Genomic DNA, 21,434 nt, shown 5'->3' with positions numbered 1-21,434 from the left:
GCTTGCCGGCGATAGGGCCTTATCGGTCCTACACCTGCTCCAGCATCAACCCGGAAATACGCCGCACCTTGCGCGCCACCGCCTCTTCGAAAATACCCTGACGAGGCTCGACCAGGCTGAAGCAATGCTTGGCGCGGGTGATGCCGGTGTATACCAGTTCCTTGGTCAGCACCGGGTTGAGCGCATCCGGCAGCACCAGCGCGGTGTGGCTGAACTCTGAGCCTTGGGACTTGTGCACGGTCATGGCGAATACCGTTTCCACTTCGTTCAGCCGGCTGGGCAGGACGAAGCGCACGCCCCCACTGCCGTCGTTACGCGGGAAGGCCACGCGCAGCAAGGGTTCGCCGCGCTCATCCGGCAGACGCAGGGCGATGCCGATGTCACCGTTCATCAGGCCCAGGCCGTAGTCATTGCGGGTGACCAGCACCGGCCGCCCTTCGTACCAGGGCTGCTGGCTGTCGATCAGCCCGGCATTGTGCAGTACCCGCGCCACCCGCTCGTTGAGGCCTTCGACACCCCAGGCGCCGCGGCGTACCGCACACAGCAACTGGAAGTCTTCGAAGCTGTGCAGCACCTTGCCCGCCCATTGCTCCCACGCGGGGTCATCAACGGCGGTATCGAGTGCCGGGCGGAAACGGCCAAGGGTACGCAGGTAGCTGCGATAACCCTGCGGGCCGTCGCTGCCGCGGTTCAGGCCGTCGAGCAGCAGGCGGTCGAAGGCGCGGTCCTGTTCGTGCTTCAGGGCCAGGCTATGCACATCGGGCGGCGGCGTGGCCAGCAGGTTGCGGGCCGCGTGGGAGTCCTGGCGATTGACCAGCCGGGCCAGTTGGCCAATGCCGCTACCTTCGCCAAAACGCCGCGAGAAGCGCAGCATCACCACTTGCTGGGCAAGCGGATTACGTTGCTCATCGCCGGCCTTGAGGCCGATGCCCGCCAGCGATTCGCCACCGGTCTGCTCCAGCCATGCCTCGGTCTCTGGCGAGTAACACCCCTCCTCGGCATCCCGGCACAGGTCACCCAGTACCGCACCGGCCTCGACGGAGGCCAGCTGGTCCTTGTCGCCCAGCAGTACCAGGCGTGCCCGTGGCGGCAGGGCATCGAGCAGGTTGGCCATCATTTCCAGGTCGATCATCGACGCTTCGTCGACCACCAGCACGTCCAACGGCAGCGGGTTGCCGGCATGGTGGCGGAAGTGCCGCGAACCGGGGCGGCTGCCGAGCAGGCGGTGCACGGTGCTGACCTCGGTGGGGATCTGCCCGCGCACCTGGGCGCTGACCTGCAGGCGCTCGACCTGCTGGCCAATGGATTCGGTCAGGCGCGCAGCCGCCTTGCCGGTCGGCGCGGCCAGGCGAATGCGCAATGGCCTGCCCTGCTCCACCGCCGGCGCCTGCAGCAAGGCCAAAAGGCGTACCACGGTAGTGGTCTTGCCCGTGCCGGGGCCGCCGGTGATGATGCTGAAGCCTGCGCGGGTGGCAAGGGCGCAGGCGAGCTTCTGCCAGTCCACCTGGCCAGCCGGCGTACCACCGTCAAACAGCTGCGCCAGGCGGCCACGCAAGTCGGCCGGGGGCGCTTCGGACTGGGTCAGGCGCTGGCGAAGTGTATGGTCGATGCGCCGCTCGTAACTCCAGTAACGGCGCAAGTACAGGCGCTCTCCGCTGAGCACCAAAGGCCGCGCTTGCTGCCCCGAAGTATCGCCGGCGGCCACTAGCGGACTGGCGGCAATGCGCTGGCGCCAGGCGTGCAGGTCGAGGTCGGCGAGCAACTGCGAAGGCAGCAGCAAGGGGCCGGTCAAGGCGTCGCCTTCAGGCGGCAAGGACAGGGCGAAATCGGGCTCGGCCAGGGTCTGCTGCAGGTCGAGGCAGACATGGCCGTGGCCCAGTTGGTGGCTGGCCAGGGCGGCGGCCAGCAACAGCAGTGGGTCACTACCGGGGGCTAGCTCCTCCAGGAATGATACGAACGCTCGGTCCAGGGCACGCAGCCAGCCGCGCTCTACCCAGCGGTCGAGCAGTTGCAACAGGTCACCGCTGTCATGCTGTGGCGCCAATGCAAGCAGGTGCTCGGCGTGCAGCGGGGTGGGCAACAGGTCGACTAGGCTTCGGCTCATATCACGGCTCCGGCAAACAGGTCCTGCTGCACGGGCGGGTGCTCACCACGGAACAGCGCATCGAGGCTTTCGATCAGCTCACGCGGTGGCTTGGCGTGGTAAACGCCGTGGCCGCTGCTGCTGGCACCTCGCAGGAAGATGAACAGGGCGCCGCCGACATGGCGGTCGTAGTCGTAGTCAGGCAGGCGGGCGCGCAACTGCCGATGCAGGGCCAGCAGGTACAGCACGTACTGCAGGTCGTAGCGATGTTCGAGGATGGCCTTTTCCATGGCCGGGGCATCGTAGGCCTGAATGTCCGGGCCCAGCCAGTTGGACTTGTAGTCAGTCACGTAGTAACGCCCGTCCAGCTCGAAAGCCAGGTCGATGAAACCTTTGAACATGCCATTGAGCACAGTCGGCTGCGCCGCCGGGCGGGCCAGGCCGGGGTGGGTGTGGCGTGCCACCAGGCGGTCGAGTTGTTCGGCATCGACCTGGTGGCTGGCGAACCAGAACTCCATTTCGATCTGGTAGTGGCGCAGCTGCCCGAGCGTCACACCGAGGTGGTTGCCCGGCAACGGCAGCGCTTCGCCCAGCAGGCGCTGCAGCCAGTGCGTCAGGGTGGGGATCCAGCCGGTCCAGTCACGACGGTTGCAGCGCTGGCCAACGGTTCGCTCGATCAGCCGTGCATTGCCGCTGACCTGGCTGAAACCCTCGCGGCCAACCCATTCCAGCAAACCATGCAGGAAGGTGCCGGGGTTGGGCCCGCGCGGGAAGCGGTGAATATCGCCACTGTCGGCCGGGACCTCGCGCAGCATCTGGGTATCGACCACTTCATCATCCAGTAACTGCTGGGCCTGGGAACTGTCGGCACCGAGGGTCTGGTCGCCGACGCGCAGGGCACTGTACGAGGCAATCCACCAATGCTCGGCCCCCGCCGCGCGGCGCGGCTTGCGGGCAGGCAGCAGCTCATGCTCGGCGTGCGGCATGCGATATACCTGCTCATCTGCCGACGGTAGGCCCGGGCAGCTGATGTGCGGGCAAGTTGCAGCCAAGGCCTGCAACCAGTCTGTCAGTTGTTGCGAGCCCGGCAGGGCGAGGCCGCCTCCCAGCAGGTAGCCGAACGCCGAGCGGTGCAGTTGCGAGCTCTTCTGGTTGCCCCGCTTGAGGTCGGCGACACCCAGCCAGCAGGCATGCTGGGCACGGGTCAGGGCCACATAGAGCAGGCGCAGGTCTTCGGCCAGGCGCTCGTCGTCGGCGCGGTCGATCTGTTCCTGGTCTGGTGTGAGAGTGAGATGGGCGTTGCCCTGGCTATCATGCCAGGCCAACGGCAGGCGGCTGCCGTCCACCGGTTTGCTGGTGCAGATGAACGGCAGGTAGACCAAGGGGTATTCCAGGCCCTTGGATTTGTGGATGGTTACCACTTTCACCAACTGCTCGTCACTCTCCAGGCGCAGGATCTGCTCTTCACCAGCTTGGCCGGAACTGGCCAGGTGCTCGGCCAGGTGGCGGATCAGCGCCTGTTCGCCGTCCAGTTCGCCGGCGGCCTGTTGCAGCAGCTCGGCCAGGTGCAGCAGGTTGGTCAGCACCCGCTCGCCATCGCTGCGGCGGATCAGCGTGCGCGGCAGCTGGAAGTCATGCAGCAGGTGCCGCAGCATCGGCAGCACGCCCTGGCGCTGCCAGGTGTCGCGGTAACGGCGAAAACGCATGACCCAGTCTTCCCAGACCCGCTCGTCCTGGTTCAGGCGGTCCAGCGCAGCCAGCGACAGATCGAGGGTAAGGCTGGCCAGGGCGGCCTTGAGCAGGCGCTCCGAGTCGGGTTCGGCACAGGCCTTTAGCCAGGCCAACAGGTCGTGGGCTTCCTGGGCGGCGAATACCGAGTCCTTGTCGGACAGGTACACACTACGCACCTCGCGCGCGGCAAGCTCGGCGCGGACCATCTGCGCTTCATGGCCATCGCGCACCAGGATGGCGATGTCCGATGGCAGGCACGGGCGTAGTTCGCCCTCGGCATTCTGGAAACCAGCCGTGCCTTGCTGGCCGCCATTGAGCAAGGCGACGATATGGCTGGCGCAACTGGCTGCCAGCTGCTGCCGGTAAACGCTGCCGGAGACCGGCTCTTCGCTTTCCAGATGCCAGCATTGCAGGGCTGCGCAGGCTTCACCGTCGATCAACAGCTGTTCGCCACGGCCTTTGGCGCGGACCTCGATGAACGGCAGCGGGTTGTCATCAGCCTCGCGGAACAGGAATGCGCCACGCCCTGCCTCACGCGCCTCGGCCTGCAGGAACACCTGGTTGACCGCCGCGACCATGGCCTTGCTGGAGCGGTAGTTGGTGTCCAGGCTGTGCAGGCGACCACTGGTGGCACGGCGGGCGGCAAGGTAGGTGTAGATGTCGGCGCCACGGAAGGCATAGATCGCCTGCTTGGGGTCGCCGATCATGAACAGGCCGGTCTCGGCGCGGTTTTCGCTGATCTGGTAGATGCGCTCGAAGATGCCGTACTGCACCGGGTCGGTGTCCTGGAACTCGTCGATCAACGCCACCGGGAACTGTTCGCGGATCAGGCTGGCCAAGCGCTCGCCGGCCTCGCTGGCCAGGGCATGCTGCAGGCGCAGGAGCATGTCGTCGAAGCCCATTTCCGCACGCCGACGCTTCTCCACTTCGAAGCGTGCCGCTACCCAGTTGGCGGCATGCTCGAGCAATGGGGCATCCGGGCTGTCCAGGGCCTGTAACTGTTGCTGCAAGCTCTGCATGGCATTGAGGGCCGGGTGCTCGGGTGGCTCGCCCTTCCAGGCTTCGGCCATGCCCGCTGGGGTCAGGCGGGTAAAGCCGGTGCCCAGGTCAAGTTCCACCAGTTGTTCGTCTGCGGCCCAGGCGCAGAGTTTGTCGAACCAGGGCTCGAAGTAACGGGCCTGCATCTTGCGGCCATCGACCTGTTTGGCGGCCAGTGCATCACGGCAGATCTGGCGCAATTCCTCGGCCCATTGCGCCCAAGGCGCCTTGAGCCGGGCCAACTGCTCGCCACGCTGCTGCAGCGATGCCTGGATCAGTGCCGCCGGCTCGGGCCCATCGTGCTGGACGCGCACGCGACCGAACAGCGGGCGGATCCGCGGCAGCAAGTCGTCGGGGCTGCCCCAGTGGCCACGCACCCAGGCCAGCGCGTCGCCTTGCATGCCGTAGCAGAAGCGCCGCCAGTAGTCGCGCATGACCTGACCCAGCAGTTCGCTGTGGTCTGTTTCCAGGGTCTGGGTGAACAGGCTGCCGCTGTCGAAGGCATGTTCGCGCAGCATGCGCTGGCACCAGCCGTGGATGGTCGATACCGCTGCCTCGTCCATCCACTGCACGGCAATTTCCAGGCGCCCGGCACAGCGTGGCCAGGCTTCTTCCGGATAGTCGTCACGCAGTTGGTGTAACAGCGGGTCGGCCGCCTCCAGCTCGCCACGGAAGAACCGCGCAGCTTCGGCCAGGCGGGCGCGAATACGTTCGCGCAGCTCTTTGGTGGCGGCGTCGGTGAAGGTCACCACGAGGATCTGCGGTGGTAGCAGCTCGCGGTTGAAGCCCTGCTCGCCACCGTGACCGAGGATCAGACGCAGGTACAGCGCCGAAATGGTGAAGGTCTTGCCCGTGCCGGCGCTGGCCTCGATCAGCTGGCTGCCATGCAGGGGGAAACTCAGTGCCAGGGGACGGTCCTGGGTCATGCGCCTTTCTCCGGGTTGCCCAGGGTCTGCCACGGGGCGTTGAACAATGGGCGGTACAAGGCTTCGCACCAGCCTTCGAAGGTTTCATCAGCGGTGAGTGCGGCAAAGTCGCGGAACTGCCGGGCCAGGGCGATGCTTTCACTGCGCTCGCCGAAGCTGGTGCGCTCGTCGCCTTCGTAGGCGCGGGCGGCAGCAGCCAGGGCTTTGTCGCTATCGTCCTGGGCCAGCCAAGCGAACGCGGTCTTGGCCGCGACCGGCAACGGCGCATTCATCGCCGCCTGACGGGCTACCAGCAGGTCGCCCAGCAATTGCGCCGCCTGCGCTTGCGGCAGTGGCTCAAGCAGCAGGGTCAGGTCGCTGGCCACCAGCGCGCTGTTATAGGGGTAGCCCGCCGCGCAGGCCGCCAGGTGCGTGACCCAGGGCGCGATCAGGCGGTGCCACTTGAGGGCGTTACGCCCGGCACTGATAGTGTTGGGTACGGTGGTGATGCTGAGCAGGCTCTGGTCATCTGCCTGGAATACCCGCCCAAGCCACCCTTCGAGGCGGTGTGGGCCGTGCTCGAAATGCACGGGCAATGCCCCCTCGACCAGCTGCGGCCAGCGTTGCAATAGCTGGCGGTGGCGTTGCAGCAGGTCTGGCAGGGGCTCGATCAGCTCGCGCTGCAGCAGTTCGCCAAAGCCGGCCAGTGGCAGCACGCCACAGCCCTGCAAGCGCCGGGCTTGCGCCTGCAGGGCCTGTTCGGCATTGTCCGGCTCGGCCAGCGCTGCACCCAACAGGCTTTCACTGGCGCCGTATCGTTGCAGGGTATCGAGGACGAAGGGTTCCTCGTCCGGGGTCGGTGCTTCCAGCGCTTCGAAGTACACCTTCAGACGCTGGCTGAAGAAATGCCGCACCGGGTGGCGCAGGAAGTCATTCAGCTGGGTCAGGCTCAAGGCCTCCTCGTCATGGTATGGCGGTAGGCCGGGGTCAGCCTGCTGGTCCTCCTGGCCCTGCTGGTGCAACACCTGCCATTCGTGAGCAAAGCTGAACAGCGGGCTGCCCTTCTGGAAGTAGCGTGAACTGAACGGTTGCAGCGGGTGCTCCTGGGTCAGTGCGTGCAGCAGTTGCTCGCCTGGTTCTGCCGGCTGCCCCTGCTCCGCGCCTGCCAGCTGCCAGCCGGCTGCAAGGTGATCGCGCAACTGGCCGATGAGCACCGAGGCCGGGCGTTCGCTGTTGTCGCGGATACTGCGCCCGACCCAGCTGACATACAGCTGGTCGCGGGCCGACAACAGCGCTTCGAGCAGCAGGTAGCGGTCATCCTCACGGCGCGAGCGGTCACCGGGGCGGTAGTCGCTGGCCATCAGGTCGAAGTCCAGCGGCTGCTGGGCGCGGGGATAATCGCCATCGTTCATGCCCAGCAGGCAGACCACCCGGAACGGGATGGCGCGCATCGGCATGAGGGTACAGAAGTTCACCGAGCCGGCGAGGAAGCGCTGGGACAACTTGCCCTGGTCGAGGCCCGACAGCCAGGCTTCGCGCACTACGGTCAGCGGCAATGGGTCTTGCAGGCCGACGGCCTCGCACACCTCGAGCCAGCTATCACGCAGATCCTGCAACTGCACCAGCAGGAACTCGTCGCGCTCGCCCTCGGCCAGGAAAAACACTTGCAGCAAGGCATGCAGGCGTTCCCCCCACTGGCTGACAGTGGCAGGCTCGGACAAGGCCTGGCCGGCCACTTCGAGCGCGTCGAGCAAGGCGACCAGCGGGCCAATCAGCGCCGCATCCAGGCCACCGATTTCATCGTAGGGTTCGATGCCGTCACAGGCCTCACCCACGCCTACGGCATAACCCAGCAGCATGCGGCGCAGGCCGAACCGCCAGCTGTTCTGTTCCAGCCCAGCAGGCAAGCCCAGGCTGGCCCGCTGCTCGGCATTGAGGCCCCAACGGATGCCGGCACCCTCGATCCAGCGGTGCAGTGTGGGCAGATCGTTTTCGCGTATGCCGAAACGGGCGCGGACTGCCGGCACATCCAGCAGGTCGAGCACTTCGCTGACCGCAAAGCGGCTGTCCGGCAGCTTGAGCAGGTGTTCGAGGGCAATCAACAAGGGTTCGCGGCCACGTTGGCCCTGGTCGGTCAGGGTGAACGGGATGTAGCGCGGATCGTTGCGCTGCAACTGGCCGAATACGGCGCGAATATGTGGCGCGTAGGTATCGATGGCCGGCAGCATGACGATCACGTCACGTGGGCGCAGGGTTGGGTCTGCGCTGAACCGGGCCAGTAACTGATCGTGGAGGATCTCCACTTCGCGTTGCGGGCTGTGGGCGATGTGGAAGCGGATCGAGCGGTCCTTCGCTGGGTCGACTGGATGCCACTGCTCACGAGTTTCGGCGAGCGGACGCAGTTCGAGGATGTCGTCCTGCAACTGGTTGAGCAGCGTGGTGGGCGAGCCCTCACTGAACAGGTCGATTCGACCGTCGCTGAACACGCCCTGGTAACTGCCGGGGTCATCGTAGCTGTCGAGCAGGTTGATGTAGTCGCGGCCTTGTTTGCCCCAGGCGGCCAGCAAAGGGTGGGCATGTTGGTGTAGCGACTGGTCGTCCAGTTGCAAGGGCATGCCCTGCTTGCGTTGCTGGCGCTTGTACTGGTGGCGCAGCAGGTCCTTGTCGGCAACGATATCGGCCCAGTGGTGGCGGCAGGGGTTGTGCACGCACAGTAGCACCTGGCTGAAGCGTGCCAGGCCGGCCAGTGCCTCGAGGGCCTGGGCTGGCAGCGAGGAGATACCGAATACGATCACCCGGGCCGGCAGACCGGCAGGTGCCTGCTTCAGGCTGTTGATCCGTTCGATGAAGCGTTGATGTACGCCGGCACGGCTCTGCGCCATGCCCTGCTCACCAACATCCTCCAGCAATGCACGCCACAACTCGGCCTGCCAGCGGTTGCCCGGGGGCAGCGCCTTGCGTTCACCGCGGGCGGTGTTGAGGATGTGCTCGCCAGCGGCCCAGTCCTTGAGCCAGTCGGCGCGGTAGACCTGATACTGGTCGAACAGGTCGGCCAGGCGCTCGGCGAGCTGGTAACGCTTGCGCAGGTCGCTGTCGTCGGTGAGGAAGCGTCGCAACGGCTCGAAATGGGGACGTTCGATCAAAGCCGGGAGCAGACGCATCAGACGCCAGGTCAGCGGTGCCTTGTCGAGCAGGGAGACTTCGGGAATTTCGTCACGGCCCAGCACGCTGCGGTAAAGCTGCCACATGAAGCTGCCTGGCAGTTGCACATCGATGGCGGCGGCGATGCCACAGCCGCCCTGGTCATCGTCCTGAGGGTCTTCGGCAAGCGCCAGTTTGAGCCATTGGGCGATGCCATTGCTTTGCACCAGGGCGATTTCGTTTTCCAGAGGTGCCAAGGGATAGCGACGCATCCAGCTCACCACCAGGCTGCGCAGGTCGTCGAGGCGGTTGCCGTGGACGATCATGAAGCCGGGGTGGAGGTGAGTGCTGTTGGGCATCGGGAGGTCTCTGGCTGGCGCTGGGGGCTGAGAGGGCACGATATCACGCGGATGCCCGATAGGGCCGAGTGCCATCAGGCTGAAGCTCCCACAGAGGAGAGTTGTACAGGTCTGGGCTTATTGGCCAGAAAGACAAAACCCCTACCTGCATGTGCAGATAGGGGTTTTGCGAAATGAATCTTGACGATGACCTACTCTCACATGGGGAAACCCCACACTACCATCGGCGATGCATCGTTTCACTGCTGAGTTCGGGATGGGATCAGGTGGTTCCAATGCTCTATGGTCGTCAAGAAATTCTGTTGCCAGAATGTCCAGATGGACAGCCCAGCGAATTCGGATATGCGATATTTGTGATGTTGCGAACTTTCGGTTGTTTCGTCTTCACCACCGCAATCTGCGCTAGCAAATTGCTTGGGTGTTATATGGTCAAGCCTCACGGGCAATTAGTATTGGTTAGCTCAACGCCTCACAGCGCTTACACACCCAACCTATCAACGTCGTAGTCTTCGACGGCCCTTCAGGGGATTCAAGATCCCAGTGAGATCTCATCTTGAGGCAAGTTTCCCGCTTAGATGCTTTCAGCGGTTATCTCTTCCGAACATAGCTACCCGGCAATGCCACTGGCGTGACAACCGGAACACCAGAGGTTCGTCCACTCCGGTCCTCTCGTACTAGGAGCAGCCCCTCTCAAATCTCAAACGTCCACGGCAGATAGGGACCGAACTGTCTCACGACGTTCTAAACCCAGCTCGCGTACCACTTTAAATGGCGAACAGCCATACCCTTGGGACCGGCTTCAGCCCCAGGATGTGATGAGCCGACATCGAGGTGCCAAACACCGCCGTCGATATGAACTCTTGGGCGGTATCAGCCTGTTATCCCCGGAGTACCTTTTATCCGTTGAGCGATGGCCCTTCCATACAGAACCACCGGATCACTAAGACCTACTTTCGTACCTGCTCGACGTGTTTGTCTCGCAGTCAAGCGCGCTTTTGCCTTTATACTCTACGACCGATTTCCGACCGGTCTGAGCGCACCTTCGTACTCCTCCGTTACTCTTTGGGAGGAGACCGCCCCAGTCAAACTACCCACCATACACTGTCCTCGATCCGGATAACGGACCTGAGTTAGAACCTCAAAGTTGCCAGGGTGGTATTTCAAGGATGGCTCCATGAGAACTGGCGTCCCCACTTCAAAGCCTCCCACCTATCCTACACAAGCAAATTCAAAGTCCAGTGCAAAGCTATAGTAAAGGTTCACGGGGTCTTTCCGTCTAGCCGCGGATACACTGCATCTTCACAGCGATTTCAATTTCACTGAGTCTCGGGTGGAGACAGCGCCGCCATCGTTACGCCATTCGTGCAGGTCGGAACTTACCCGACAAGGAATTTCGCTACCTTAGGACCGTTATAGTTACGGCCGCCGTTTACCGGGGCTTCGATCAAGAGCTTCGCTTGCGCTAACCCCATCAATTAACCTTCCGGCACCGGGCAGGCGTCACACCCTATACGTCCACTTTCGTGTTTGCAGAGTGCTGTGTTTTTAATAAACAGTCGCAGCGGCCTGGTATCTTCGACCGGCATGGGCTTACGGAGCAAGTCCTTCACCCTCGCCGGCGCACCTTCTCCCGAAGTTACGGTGCCATTTTGCCTAGTTCCTTCACCCGAGTTCTCTCAAGCGCCTTGGTATTCTCTACCTAACCACCTGTGTCGGTTTGGGGTACGGTTCCCAGTTATCTGAAGCTTAGGAGCTTTTCTTGGAAGCATGGTATCAACCACTTCGTCGCCTAAAGGCAACTCGTCATCAGCTCTCGGCCTTGAAATCCCGGATTTGCCTAAGATTTCAGCCTACCACCTTAAACCTGGACAACCAACGCCAGGCTGGCCTAACCTTCTCCGTCCCTCCATCGCAATAACTGGAAGTACAGGAATATTAACCTGTTTTCCATCGACTACGCTTTTCAGCCTCGCCTTAGGGACCGACTAACCCTGCGTCGATTAACGTTGCGCAGGAAACCTTGGTCTTTCGGCGTGCGAGTTTTTCACTCGCATTGTCGTTACTCATGTCAGCATTCGCACTTCTGATACCTCCAGCAAGCTTCTCAACTCACCTTCACAGGCTTACAGAACGCTCCTCTACCGCGTCATCAAAGATGACACCCGTAGCTTCGGTGCATGGTTTGAGCCCCGTTACATCTTCCGCGCAGGCCGACTCGACTAGTGAGCTATTACGCTTTCTTTAAAGGGTGGCTGCTTCTAAGCCAACCTCCTAGCTGTCTAAGCCTTCCCACATCGTTTCCCACTTAACCATGACTTTGGGACCTTAGCTGACGGTCTGGGTTGTTTCCCTTTTCACGACGGACGTTAGCACCCGCCGTGTGTCTCCCATGCTCGGCACTTCCAGGTATTCGGAGTTTGCATCGGTTTGGTAAGTCGGGATGACCCCCTAGCCGAAACAGTGCTCTACCCCCTGGAGTGATACATGAGGCGCTACCTAAATAGCTTTCGAGGAGAACCAGCTATCTCCGAGCTTGATTAGCCTTTCACTCCGATCCACAGGTCATCCGCTAACTTTTCAACGGTAGTCGGTTCGGTCCTCCAGTCAGTGTTACCTAACCTTCAACCTGCCCATGGATAGATCGCCCGGTTTCGGGTCTATACCCAGCGACTAAACGCCCTATTAAGACTCGCTTTCGCTACGCCTCCCCTATTCGGTTAAGCTCGCCACTGAATATAAGTCGCTGACCCATTATACAAAAGGTACGCAGTCACCTAACAAAGTAGGCTCCCACTGCTTGTACGCATACGGTTTCAGGTTCTATTTCACTCCCCTCTCCGGGGTTCTTTTCGCCTTTCCCTCACGGTACTGGTTCACTATCGGTCAGTCAGTAGTATTTAGCCTTGGAGGATGGTCCCCCCATATTCAGACAAAGTTTCTCGTGCTCCGTCCTACTCGATTTCATTGATAAGAGATTTTCGTGTACGGGGCTATCACCCACTATGGCCGCACTTTCCAGAGCGTTCCACTAATCTCAAATCAACTTAAGGGCTGGTCCCCGTTCGCTCGCCACTACTAAGGGAATCTCGGTTGATTTCTTTTCCTCAGGGTACTTAGATGTTTCAGTTCCCCTGGTTCGCCTCTTGCACCTATGTATTCAGTACAAGATACTCAGCTTATGCTGAGTGGGTTCCCCCATTCAGAGATCTCTGGATCACAGTCTGTTTGCCGACTCCCCAAAGCTTATCGCAGGCTACCACGTCTTTCATCGCCTCTGACTGCCAAGGCATCCACCGTATGCGCTTCTTCACTTGACCATATAACCCCAAGCAATCTGGTTATACTGTGAAGACGACATTCGCCGAAAATTCGCATGTTGCTCTTTCGAGCAGAACTCACAAATTTTACCTTAGCCTGATTAACCAGCAGTGAAACTGGTCATCAGTCTATATCTATCACATATCCGAATTTTTAAAGAACGATCTGACAAAAGTCAGAAATCAACATTCGAACTGAATGTTCATTTCTAAGTTCTGACAAGCTACTGCGTACGGCGAAAGTGGTGGAGCCAAGCGGGATCGAACCGCTGACCTCCTGCGTGCAAGGCAGGCGCTCTCCCAGCTGAGCTATGGCCCCGTATTCTACGGCTGAACCATGTAATGGTAGGTCTGGGCAGATTTGAACTGCCGACCTCACCCTTATCAGGGGTGCGCTCTAACCAACTGAGCTACAGACCTATAACAGGGTCGCGTTACAGCATCGTCTTTTACAATGAATCAAGCAATTCGTGTGGGAGCTCATCAGCAGGCTGATGTCGTCGATTAAGGAGGTGATCCAGCCGCAGGTTCCCCTACGGCTACCTTGTTACGACTTCACCCCAGTCATGAATCACACCGTGGTAACCGTCCTCCCGAAGGTTAGACTAGCTACTTCTGGTGCAACCCACTCCCATGGTGTGACGGGCGGTGTGTACAAGGCCCGGGAACGTATTCACCGCGACATTCTGATTCGCGATTACTAGCGATTCCGACTTCACGCAGTCGAGTTGCAGACTGCGATCCGGACTACGATCGGTTTTGTGAGATTAGCTCCACCTCGCGGCTTGGCAACCCTCTGTACCGACCATTGTAGCACGTGTGTAGCCCAGGCCGTAAGGGCCATGATGACTTGACGTCATCCCCACCTTCCTCCGGTTTGTCACCGGCAGTCTCCTTAGAGTGCCCACCATAACGTGCTGGTAACTAAGGACAAGGGTTGCGCTCGTTACGGGACTTAACCCAACATCTCACGACACGAGCTGACGACAGCCATGCAGCACCTGTGTCAGAGTTCCCGAAGGCACCAATCCATCTCTGGAAAGTTCTCTGCATGTCAAGGCCTGGTAAGGTTCTTCGCGTTGCTTCGAATTAAACCACATGCTCCACCGCTTGTGCGGGCCCCCGTCAATTCATTTGAGTTTTAACCTTGCGGCCGTACTCCCCAGGCGGTCAACTTAATGCGTTAGCTGCGCCACTAAAATCTCAAGGATTCCAACGGCTAGTTGACATCGTTTACGACGTGGACTACCAGGGTATCTAATCCTGTTTGCTCCCCACGCTTTCGCACCTCAGTGTCAGTATCAGTCCAGGTGGTCGCCTTCGCCACTGGTGTTCCTTCCTATATCTACGCATTTCACCGCTACACAGGAAATTCCACCACCCTCTACCGTACTCTAGCTCGCCAGTTTTGGATGCAGTTCCCAGGTTGAGCCCGGGGCTTTCACATCCAACTTAACGAACCACCTACGCGCGCTTTACGCCCAGTAATTCCGATTAACGCTTGCACCCTCTGTATTACCGCGGCTGCTGGCACAGAGTTAGCCGGTGCTTATTCTGTCGGTAACGTCAAAACAGCAAGGTATTAACTTACTGCCCTTCCTCCCAACTTAAAGTGCTTTACAATCCGAAGACCTTCTTCACACACGCGGCATGGCTGGATCAGGCTTTCGCCCATTGTCCAATATTCCCCACTGCTGCCTCCCGTAGGAGTCTGGACCGTGTCTCAGTTCCAGTGTGACTGATCATCCTCTCAGACCAGTTACGGATCGTCGCCTTGGTGAGCCATTACCTCACCAACTAGCTAATCCGACCTAGGCTCATCTGATAGCGCAAGGCCCGAAGGTCCCCTGCTTTCTCCCGTAGGACGTATGCGGTATTAGCGTTCCTTTCGAAACGTTGTCCCCCACTACCAGGCAGATTCCTAGGCATTACTCACCCGTCCGCCGCTGAATCAAGGAGCAAGCTCCCGTCATCCGCTCGACTTGCATGTGTTAGGCCTGCCGCCAGCGTTCAATCTGAGCCATGATCAAACTCTTCAGTTCAATACTGCTTGGGTTTTTAAGAAACCCTAAACTTGGCTCAGCAATCTCAAATGACTATGTGATTTCTCGCATGGCCACTTGTGATGCTGATAATCTTTGTGACTATCAGTCCGTACTCACAAGCACCCACACGAATTGCTTGATTCGATTTGTTAAAGAGCGTTTGGTTAAGAGCCTTTCGTCTCAACCGAGGCGCGCATTCTACGCTTTCCTCATTTGCTGTCAAGCGTTTATTTTGAAGTTTTTTGCGAGAAACTCGTTTAGCTTCAAACACTTGACTTACCGCGATCTCTCGCAGCGGGAGGCGAATCATACAGCGTTTAGAAGCGCTGTCAACCATCATCTCAACCGCTGCCGATCATTTGATCGTAGCCCTTTCAACTTCGCTTCAACTATCTAACTCTTTGAAAATCAAGGAGTTTGTCGTTCCGGCGTCGCTGGAAGTGGGGCGCATTATAAGGGGATTCAGAAGGCGGTCAAGGGTTAATTTCATTTATTTGAAATGTTCCAGGCGAAGACCTTATCAAGGCTACCAGGTGCTCGCCACAACACCTTCTGCGCCTGTGAGATCGAGCGCCGCGCGGGCGGCGCTCGATCTCACAGGCGCCAGAAAACTCAAGGCAGGCACATTTCAAAGGCAATGCCATCTCAAGACAGGCCCTTGCCCCTCCCCTATCTCCGGCCAATCCTGGGCAGCACCCGCGCAACAGCAGGAACCCGCAACACCATCAACACAGCCCCAATAACCGCATAAATCGCCCACTCCCGCAAATCCGAGCGCACGATCCACAGAAAATGCAGCAAACCCAACCCAAGTATCACGTACACCAACCGGTGCAGCTTCTTCCACCTCGCTCCCAACCGCCGCTGGCTATACCGATTCGAGGTAACCGCCAGGGCCAGCAATCCAAGAAACCCAAGCGCACCCACAATTATGTATGGCCGCTTGCGCAACTCCACCGCCAACTGCCCCCAGTCCAACCCAAGGATGAAGAACAGGTAAGCCAGGACGTGCAGCACGATATAGGCAAACACCCACAACCCCAACTGCCGGCGCACCACGATCCAGCCCGACCATCCCGTCAGCTTCTGCAGCGGCGTCATGCCCAAGGTAACCAGCAGGAAGGTCAGCGCCCCGAGCCCAAGCCGGTCCATCATGATCTTTCCGGGATCAGGCCCTAGCACATTCATCGCCGCCTCATACAACCACCAGACTGGGAACAGGCATCCCACGATGAAAATGGCCAGACGAAACCAGGGGTAACGCATCAATAGTTCTTCCGCAGATCAAGCCCGGTATACAGCGACGCCACTTCATCGGCATAGCCATTGAACATCTGGGTTTCCCGCACATTGGGACTGAACAGCCCGCTGGGCAGCCGCCGTTCACGCGCCTGGCTCCAACGGGGGTGGTCGACCGTCGGGTTCACATTGGCATAGAACCCATATTCATCCGGCGCCAGCCCTTCCCAGGTGGTGCCCGGCTGCTCCGCCACCAGGCTGATACGCACGATCGACTTGATGCTCTTGAAGCCATACTTCCACGGCACCACCAGCCGCAACGGCGCGCCATTCTGGTTGGGCAGCTCCCGGCCATACATCCCGACCGCCAGGATCGCTAAAGGATGCATTGCCTCATCCAGGCGCAAGCCTTCTCTATAAGGCCAGTCGATCAAGGCGAAACCCGAACGCTGCCCCGGCATGTGCTCCGGGTCTTTCAGGGTTTCGAAGCGCACATAACGTGCCTTGGATGTCGGCTCGACCTGCTTGAGCACCTGCGCCAACGGGAAGCCCAGCCACGGAATGACCATCGACCACGCCTCCACGCACCGCAGCCGGTAGATGCGCTCCTCGAGCTGGTACGGTTTGACGAAGTCCTCCAGCGCATAGCGGCCGGGCTTACCCACTTCGCCATCGACCACAACGCTCCACGGTTCGGTCTTCAGGCTGTCGCCATTGGCCGCCGGGTCGCCCTTGTCAGGCCCGAACTCGTAGAAGTTGTTGTAGTGGGTGGCATCCTTGAACGGCGTGATTGCCTCACCCTTGACCGTTACTGCCTGCCATCGGGTAGCTGCGAGCTTTTCATTGAACCAACCAGGCGCCCTGCCCGCCTCGACATCGGCGTATCGGCTGGCTTCAGCTGCGCGCGCCATGCTCGGCAAAGCGCCCAGGGCCAGGCCAGCCAACGAGCCACCCAGCAGGGTACGACGGGAGAGATAGATGCCTTCGGGGGTGATCTCCGACGCCTTGCACTCGGAAGACCTGGGAAGCTTGATGAGCATGAGCGGCTCCACAGCACTGGATAACGGATGTACCAGTAAGACTATGGAGCCGGCGGGTTATTCCAGCATTAAATGATTGTCACGCTTTGCGACGGCGTGACTTCAGCAGGAACTGAATCGGGCCCGAAGCCGCATAGGCGAGGAAGATCAGCAGCAGGATACGCGGCGGGTCGCTGAACACCACGGCAAACACCAGCACCACGGCCAGGATAGCCACGAACGGCACACGCCCCTTCAGGTCCAGCTCCTTGAAGCTGTTGTACTTGATGTTGCTGACCATCAGCATGCCGGCAGCAGCCACCAGCAGCGCCACCAGGAACGACAGCTTGGAGCCCTGGATGCCGTAGTCGCTGAACGCCCACACGGTACCCGCGACCACACCCGCAGCAGCAGGACTGGCAAGGCCGATGAAGTAGCGCTTGTCGGCGGTGCCGACCTGGGTATTGAAGCGTGCCAGGCGCAGTGCTGCACCGGCCACATAGATGAAGGCAACCATCCAGCCAACCTTGCCCATGTCGCCCAGCGCCCAGCCAAAGGCCAGCAAGGCCGGAGCGACACCAAAGGCAACCATGTCCGACAGTGAGTCGTACTCGGCACCAAAGGCGCTCTGTGTGTTGGTCATGCGCGCGACACGACCATCCAGGCTGTCGAGCACCATGGCCACGAAGATGGCGATCGCAGCGAAGGCAAAGTACTTGCTCGCCTCGCGAGGGTCACCGGCGCTCAGGGCGCTCTGCGCGCTCATCGAGCTGATGATGGAATAGAAACCGGCAAACAGGTTGGCGGTGGTAAACAGGTTGGGCAGCAGGTAGATGCCACGATGGCGTACCTTGCGCCCTTCGGCGTCATGCCCTTCTTCAACGTGCTCATCGACAGGTAGCAGGCTTTCGGCGTCGGAGGGCTTGTTCGGCTCTTCGGGACGTTCGCTCATGGAGGGTACCTTGCAACAGGATGGAAAATGTTCGACACGGACCTGCAAAACAGGTTCTGACGGCAGGCCACTGGTCTGCTTTATACCAGAAGCTGACTGTCAGAACGAAAAAACGCGGCCGAAGCCGCGTTTTTCATCTTTCGATAAGACTTAGTTCTTGGTCTTGTCGACGATTTTGTTAGCCGAGATCCACGGCATCATCGAGCGCAGTTGCTCGCCGATGATTTCGATGCCGTGAGCGGCGTTGTTGCGGCGCTTGGCGGTCATCGATGGGTAGTTGGTAGCACCTTCGGAGATGAACATCTTCGCGTACTCGCCGTCCTGGATGCGCTTCAGGGCGTTGCGCATGGCCTTGCGGGATTCTTCGTTGATGACTTCCGGACCGGTTACGTACTCACCGTACTCGGCGTTGTTGGAGATCGAGTAGTTCATGTTGGCGATGCCGCCTTCGTACATGAGGTCAACGATCAGCTTCAGTTCGTGCAGGCACTCGAAGTAGGCCATTTCCGGCGCGTAGCCAGCTTCGACCAGGGTTTCGAAACCGGCCTTGACCAGCTCTACGGTACCGCCGCACAGAACAGCCTGCTCACCGAACAGGTCGGTTTCGGTCTCGTCCTTGAAGGTGGTTTCGATGATGCCGGTACGGCCGCCGCCTACGCCCGAAGCGTACGACAGGGCAACATTCTTGGCGTTGCCGGAGGCGTCCTGGTAGATGGCGATCAGGTCAGGGATACCGCCGCCCTTGACGAACTCGGAGCGAACGGTGTGGCCCGGGGCCTTCGGCGCGATCATGATCACGTCGAGGTCGGCACGAGGAACAACCTGGTTGTAGTGGATCGAGAAGCCATGGGAGAAGGCCAGGGTAGCGCCCTTCTTGATGTTCGGCTCGATTTCCTGCTTGTACAGTTGGCCCTGGAACTCGTCCGGGGTCAGGATCATGACCAGGTCGGCAGCAGCGACGGCAGAGGCAACGTCGGTCACTTTCAGGCCATGGGCTTCTGCCTTGGCAACGGTGGCCGAACCTTTACGCAGACCGATGGTGACATCTACACCGGAGTCCTTCAGGTTGCACGCCTGAGCGTGGCCCTGGGAACCGTAACCGATGATGGCGACTTTCTTACCCTGGATGATGGAAAGGTCGCAGTCTTTATCGTAGAAAACTTTCATGAAAATACCCCTGGTTATATCTCGGCCCCTGCGGAGCCATCGCTAATTTGAATTCAGATGCTGAGCACTTTGTCGCCACGGGCAATGCCGGTAACGCCGCTGCGCACGGTTTCGAGAATCGATGCAGTGCCGATCGCCTGGATGAAGCTGTCCAGTTTGTCGCTGGTGCCGCTCAGCTGCACGGTGTACACGCTGGCAGTCACATCGACGATCTGGCCACGGAAGATATCCGTGGTGCGTTTGATCTCGGCGCGCTGGGCACCGGTGGCCTTGACCTTGACCAGCATCAGTTCACGCTCGATGTGAGCGCTTTCCGACAGGTCGACGAGCTTGACCACTTCGACCAGCTTGTTCAGGTTCTTGGTGATCTGTTCGATCACTTCGTCATGGCCAACGGTGGTCAGCGTCAGACGCGACAGGGTCGGGTCTTCGGTCGGCGCCACGGTCAGGCTTTCAATGTTGTAGTTACGCTGGGAGAACAGGCCGACCACGCGGGACAACGCACCTGGTTCGTTTTCCAGCAGCAGGGAGATGATGTGCCGCATATCAGGTACGCTCCGTCTTGCTCAGCCACATGTCACGCATCGAGCCATCCTTGATCTGCATCGGATAGACGTGCTCACTGCGGTCAACCGCGATGTCGATGAACACCAGGCGGTCCTTCATCGCAAACGCTTCTTCCAGCTTCGGCTTGAGGTCCTTCAGGCTGGTGATGCGGATACCCACATGGCCATAGGCCTCGGCCAGCTTGATGAAGTCAGGCAGCGACTCGACGTACGAGTGCGAGTGACGACCGTTGTAGGCCATGTCCTGCCACTGACGGACCATGCCCAACACACCGTTGTTCAGGTTGACGATCTTCACCGGCAGGCCGTACTGCATGCAGGTGGACAGCTCCTGGATATTCATCTGGATGCTGCCTTCGCCGGTCACGCAGGCCACGTCCTGGTCCGGGAAGTTGAGCTTGACGCCCATCGCCGCCGGGAAACCGAAGCCCATGGTGCCCAGGCCACCGGAGTTGATCCAGCGGTTCGGCTTGTTGAAGCGGTAGTACTGCGCCGCGAACATCTGGTGCTGACCCACGTCGGAGGTGACGAAGGCATCGCCATTGGTCACTTCGCACAGAGTCTCGATGACTTTCTGCGGCTTGATGACATTGCCGTCACCCTTGTCGTAAGGGAACAGCTCGCCATTGCCACGCCATTCGTCGATCTGCTTCCACCAGGCATCCAGCGCCGCCTTGTCAGGCTGCTCGCCGATTTCCTTGAGGATGCCGAGCATTTCGCTGAGCACGCTGTCGACCGGGCCGACGATCGGCACGTCGGCCTTGATCATCTTGGAGATCGACGCCGGGTCGATGTCGATATGGATGATCTTGGCATTCGGGCAGAACTTGGCCGGGCCGTTGACCACGCGGTCGTCGAAACGGGCACCGACGGCGAAGATGACGTCGGCATGATGCATGGCCATGTTGGCAGTGAAGCTGCCGTGCATGCCGAGCATGCCGAGGAACTGGCGGTCGGTACCCGGGAAGCCACCCAGCCCCATCAGGGTATTGGTGACTGGCAGGTTCAGCGACTTGGCGATTTCGGTCAGGGCTTCGGAGCCACCACCGAGGATCACGCCGCCACCGGAGTAGACGATCGGGCGCTTGGCCGCCAGCAGCATCTCTGCAGCCTTGCGGATCTGGCCGGAGTGGCCGCGTACCGCTGGGCTATAGGAGCGCAGCTTGACCTTTTTCGGATAGACGTATTCGAACTTCTCGGCCGGGTTGGTCATATCTTTTGGAATGTCGACCACGACCGGACCTGGGCGACCGGATTGCGCCAGGTAGAAAGCTTTTTTCAGAACTTCGGGGATTTCGCTGGCATGTTTGATCATGAAGCTGTGCTTCACGATCGGCCGCGAAATACCGATCATGTCGGTTTCCTGGAAGGCATCGGTACCCACCATGGTGCTAGGCACCTGCCCGGACAGGATGACCATCGGAATCGAATCCATGTAGGCGGTGGCAATACCGGTAATGGCATTGGTCGCGCCCGGGCCGGAGGTTACCAGCACCACGCCGGCCTTGCCGGTGGCGCGGGCGTAGCCGTCCGCCATATGGGTAGCTGCCTGCTCATGACGAACCAGGATGTGCTCGACTTCCGGTTCCTTGAACAGCGCGTCGTAAACATGCAGGAGAGCACCACCAGGGTACCCGTAGATGTGCTTAACGCCTTCGTCACGCAAGAAGCGGACGACCATCTCAGCGCCAGATAAAAGCTCCACGTTGTTCACCTCTAAAACGCCAGAATACCGCCCTCACTGGACGGGTCTTAATAGGTTTACTGCCAAGCAGAGCATGAGCGAACGTCAGCACTGACTGAGCAAGTATTGGGAGCGCCCCAGAGTGTTGCGGGGTTTTCCCACCCAGCGCGAGGTAACGCGTTGCGGGG

Annotated in this window: 9 protein-coding genes, 2 tRNA genes and 3 rRNA genes; all 14 read right to left on the bottom strand. The window is 60.1% G+C overall.

Going from position 1 to position 21,434, the window contains the following annotated elements; translation table 11 throughout:
- Positions 1 to 28: 28 nt before the first annotated feature.
- Positions 29 to 2,104 carry an exodeoxyribonuclease V subunit alpha gene (recD, locus tag IMX18_RS01240; RefSeq protein ID WP_015271829.1) on the bottom strand — a complete coding sequence of 692 codons (2,076 nt, stop codon included), beginning with the start codon at positions 2,102 to 2,104 and terminating at the stop codon, positions 29 to 31.
- Positions 2,101 to 5,778 carry an exodeoxyribonuclease V subunit beta gene (gene recB / locus IMX18_RS01235; protein ID WP_191472133.1) on the bottom strand — a complete coding sequence of 1,226 codons (3,678 nt, stop codon included), beginning with the start codon at positions 5,776 to 5,778 and terminating at the stop codon, positions 2,101 to 2,103. The genes recD and recB overlap by 4 nt, the downstream gene beginning before the upstream one ends.
- Positions 5,775 to 9,257: an exodeoxyribonuclease V subunit gamma gene (recC, locus tag IMX18_RS01230; RefSeq protein WP_015271831.1), complete on the bottom strand. Its 3,483-nt coding sequence runs from the start codon at positions 9,255 to 9,257 to the stop codon at positions 5,775 to 5,777. Before recC ends, recB begins: the two co-directional genes overlap by 4 nt.
- Before the next feature lie 178 nt (positions 9,258 to 9,435).
- Positions 9,436 to 9,551: ribosomal RNA gene (gene rrf / locus IMX18_RS01225) — 5S ribosomal RNA — on the bottom strand.
- Between the two features lie 131 nt (positions 9,552 to 9,682).
- A 23S ribosomal RNA gene (locus tag IMX18_RS01220) occupies positions 9,683 to 12,574 on the bottom strand.
- A 243-nt stretch (positions 12,575 to 12,817) separates the two neighbouring features.
- Positions 12,818 to 12,893 (bottom strand) — tRNA-Ala (locus IMX18_RS01215).
- A 24-nt stretch (positions 12,894 to 12,917) separates the two neighbouring features.
- A tRNA-Ile gene (locus IMX18_RS01210) sits at positions 12,918 to 12,994 on the bottom strand.
- A gap of 85 nt (positions 12,995 to 13,079) precedes the next feature.
- Positions 13,080 to 14,616 (bottom strand): 16S ribosomal RNA (locus IMX18_RS01205).
- The 16S, 23S and 5S rRNA genes sit together here with 2 tRNA genes alongside, the layout of an rRNA operon.
- 672 nt (positions 14,617 to 15,288) lie before the next feature.
- Entirely contained in the window at positions 15,289 to 15,885 is a 597-nt protein-coding gene (msrQ, locus tag IMX18_RS01200) for a protein-methionine-sulfoxide reductase heme-binding subunit MsrQ (RefSeq protein WP_015271832.1), read from the bottom strand.
- Positions 15,885 to 16,898: a protein-methionine-sulfoxide reductase catalytic subunit MsrP gene (gene msrP / locus IMX18_RS01195; protein ID WP_015271833.1), complete on the bottom strand. Its 1,014-nt coding sequence runs from the start codon at positions 16,896 to 16,898 to the stop codon at positions 15,885 to 15,887. The genes msrQ and msrP overlap by 1 nt, the downstream gene beginning before the upstream one ends.
- A 79-nt stretch (positions 16,899 to 16,977) precedes the next feature.
- On the bottom strand, positions 16,978 to 17,829 hold the full coding sequence (gene pssA, locus IMX18_RS01190) for a CDP-diacylglycerol--serine O-phosphatidyltransferase (RefSeq protein ID WP_100413855.1): 852 nt from the start codon (positions 17,827 to 17,829) through the stop codon (positions 16,978 to 16,980).
- A gap of 150 nt (positions 17,830 to 17,979) precedes the next feature.
- Positions 17,980 to 18,996, bottom strand: a complete 1,017-nt coding sequence (gene ilvC / locus IMX18_RS01185; RefSeq protein WP_013974255.1) for a ketol-acid reductoisomerase — start codon at positions 18,994 to 18,996, stop codon at positions 17,980 to 17,982.
- A 53-nt stretch (positions 18,997 to 19,049) separates the two neighbouring features.
- Complete coding sequence (ilvN, locus tag IMX18_RS01180) at positions 19,050 to 19,541, bottom strand: acetolactate synthase small subunit (RefSeq protein WP_003250040.1); 492 nt, start codon at positions 19,539 to 19,541, stop codon at positions 19,050 to 19,052.
- A 1-nt stretch (position 19,542) separates the two neighbouring features.
- Positions 19,543 to 21,267: an acetolactate synthase 3 large subunit gene (locus IMX18_RS01175; protein ID WP_015271834.1), complete on the bottom strand. Its 1,725-nt coding sequence runs from the start codon at positions 21,265 to 21,267 to the stop codon at positions 19,543 to 19,545.
- Positions 21,268 to 21,434 lie beyond the last annotated feature (167 nt).

It is taken from the genome of Pseudomonas shirazica (assembly GCF_015168335.1).
Lineage (GTDB): Bacteria > Pseudomonadota > Gammaproteobacteria > Pseudomonadales > Pseudomonadaceae > Aquipseudomonas > Aquipseudomonas asiatica.
The sequence above is the reverse complement of the archived record's forward strand: the minus strand, read 5'-3'. Positions and strand labels throughout refer to the sequence as shown.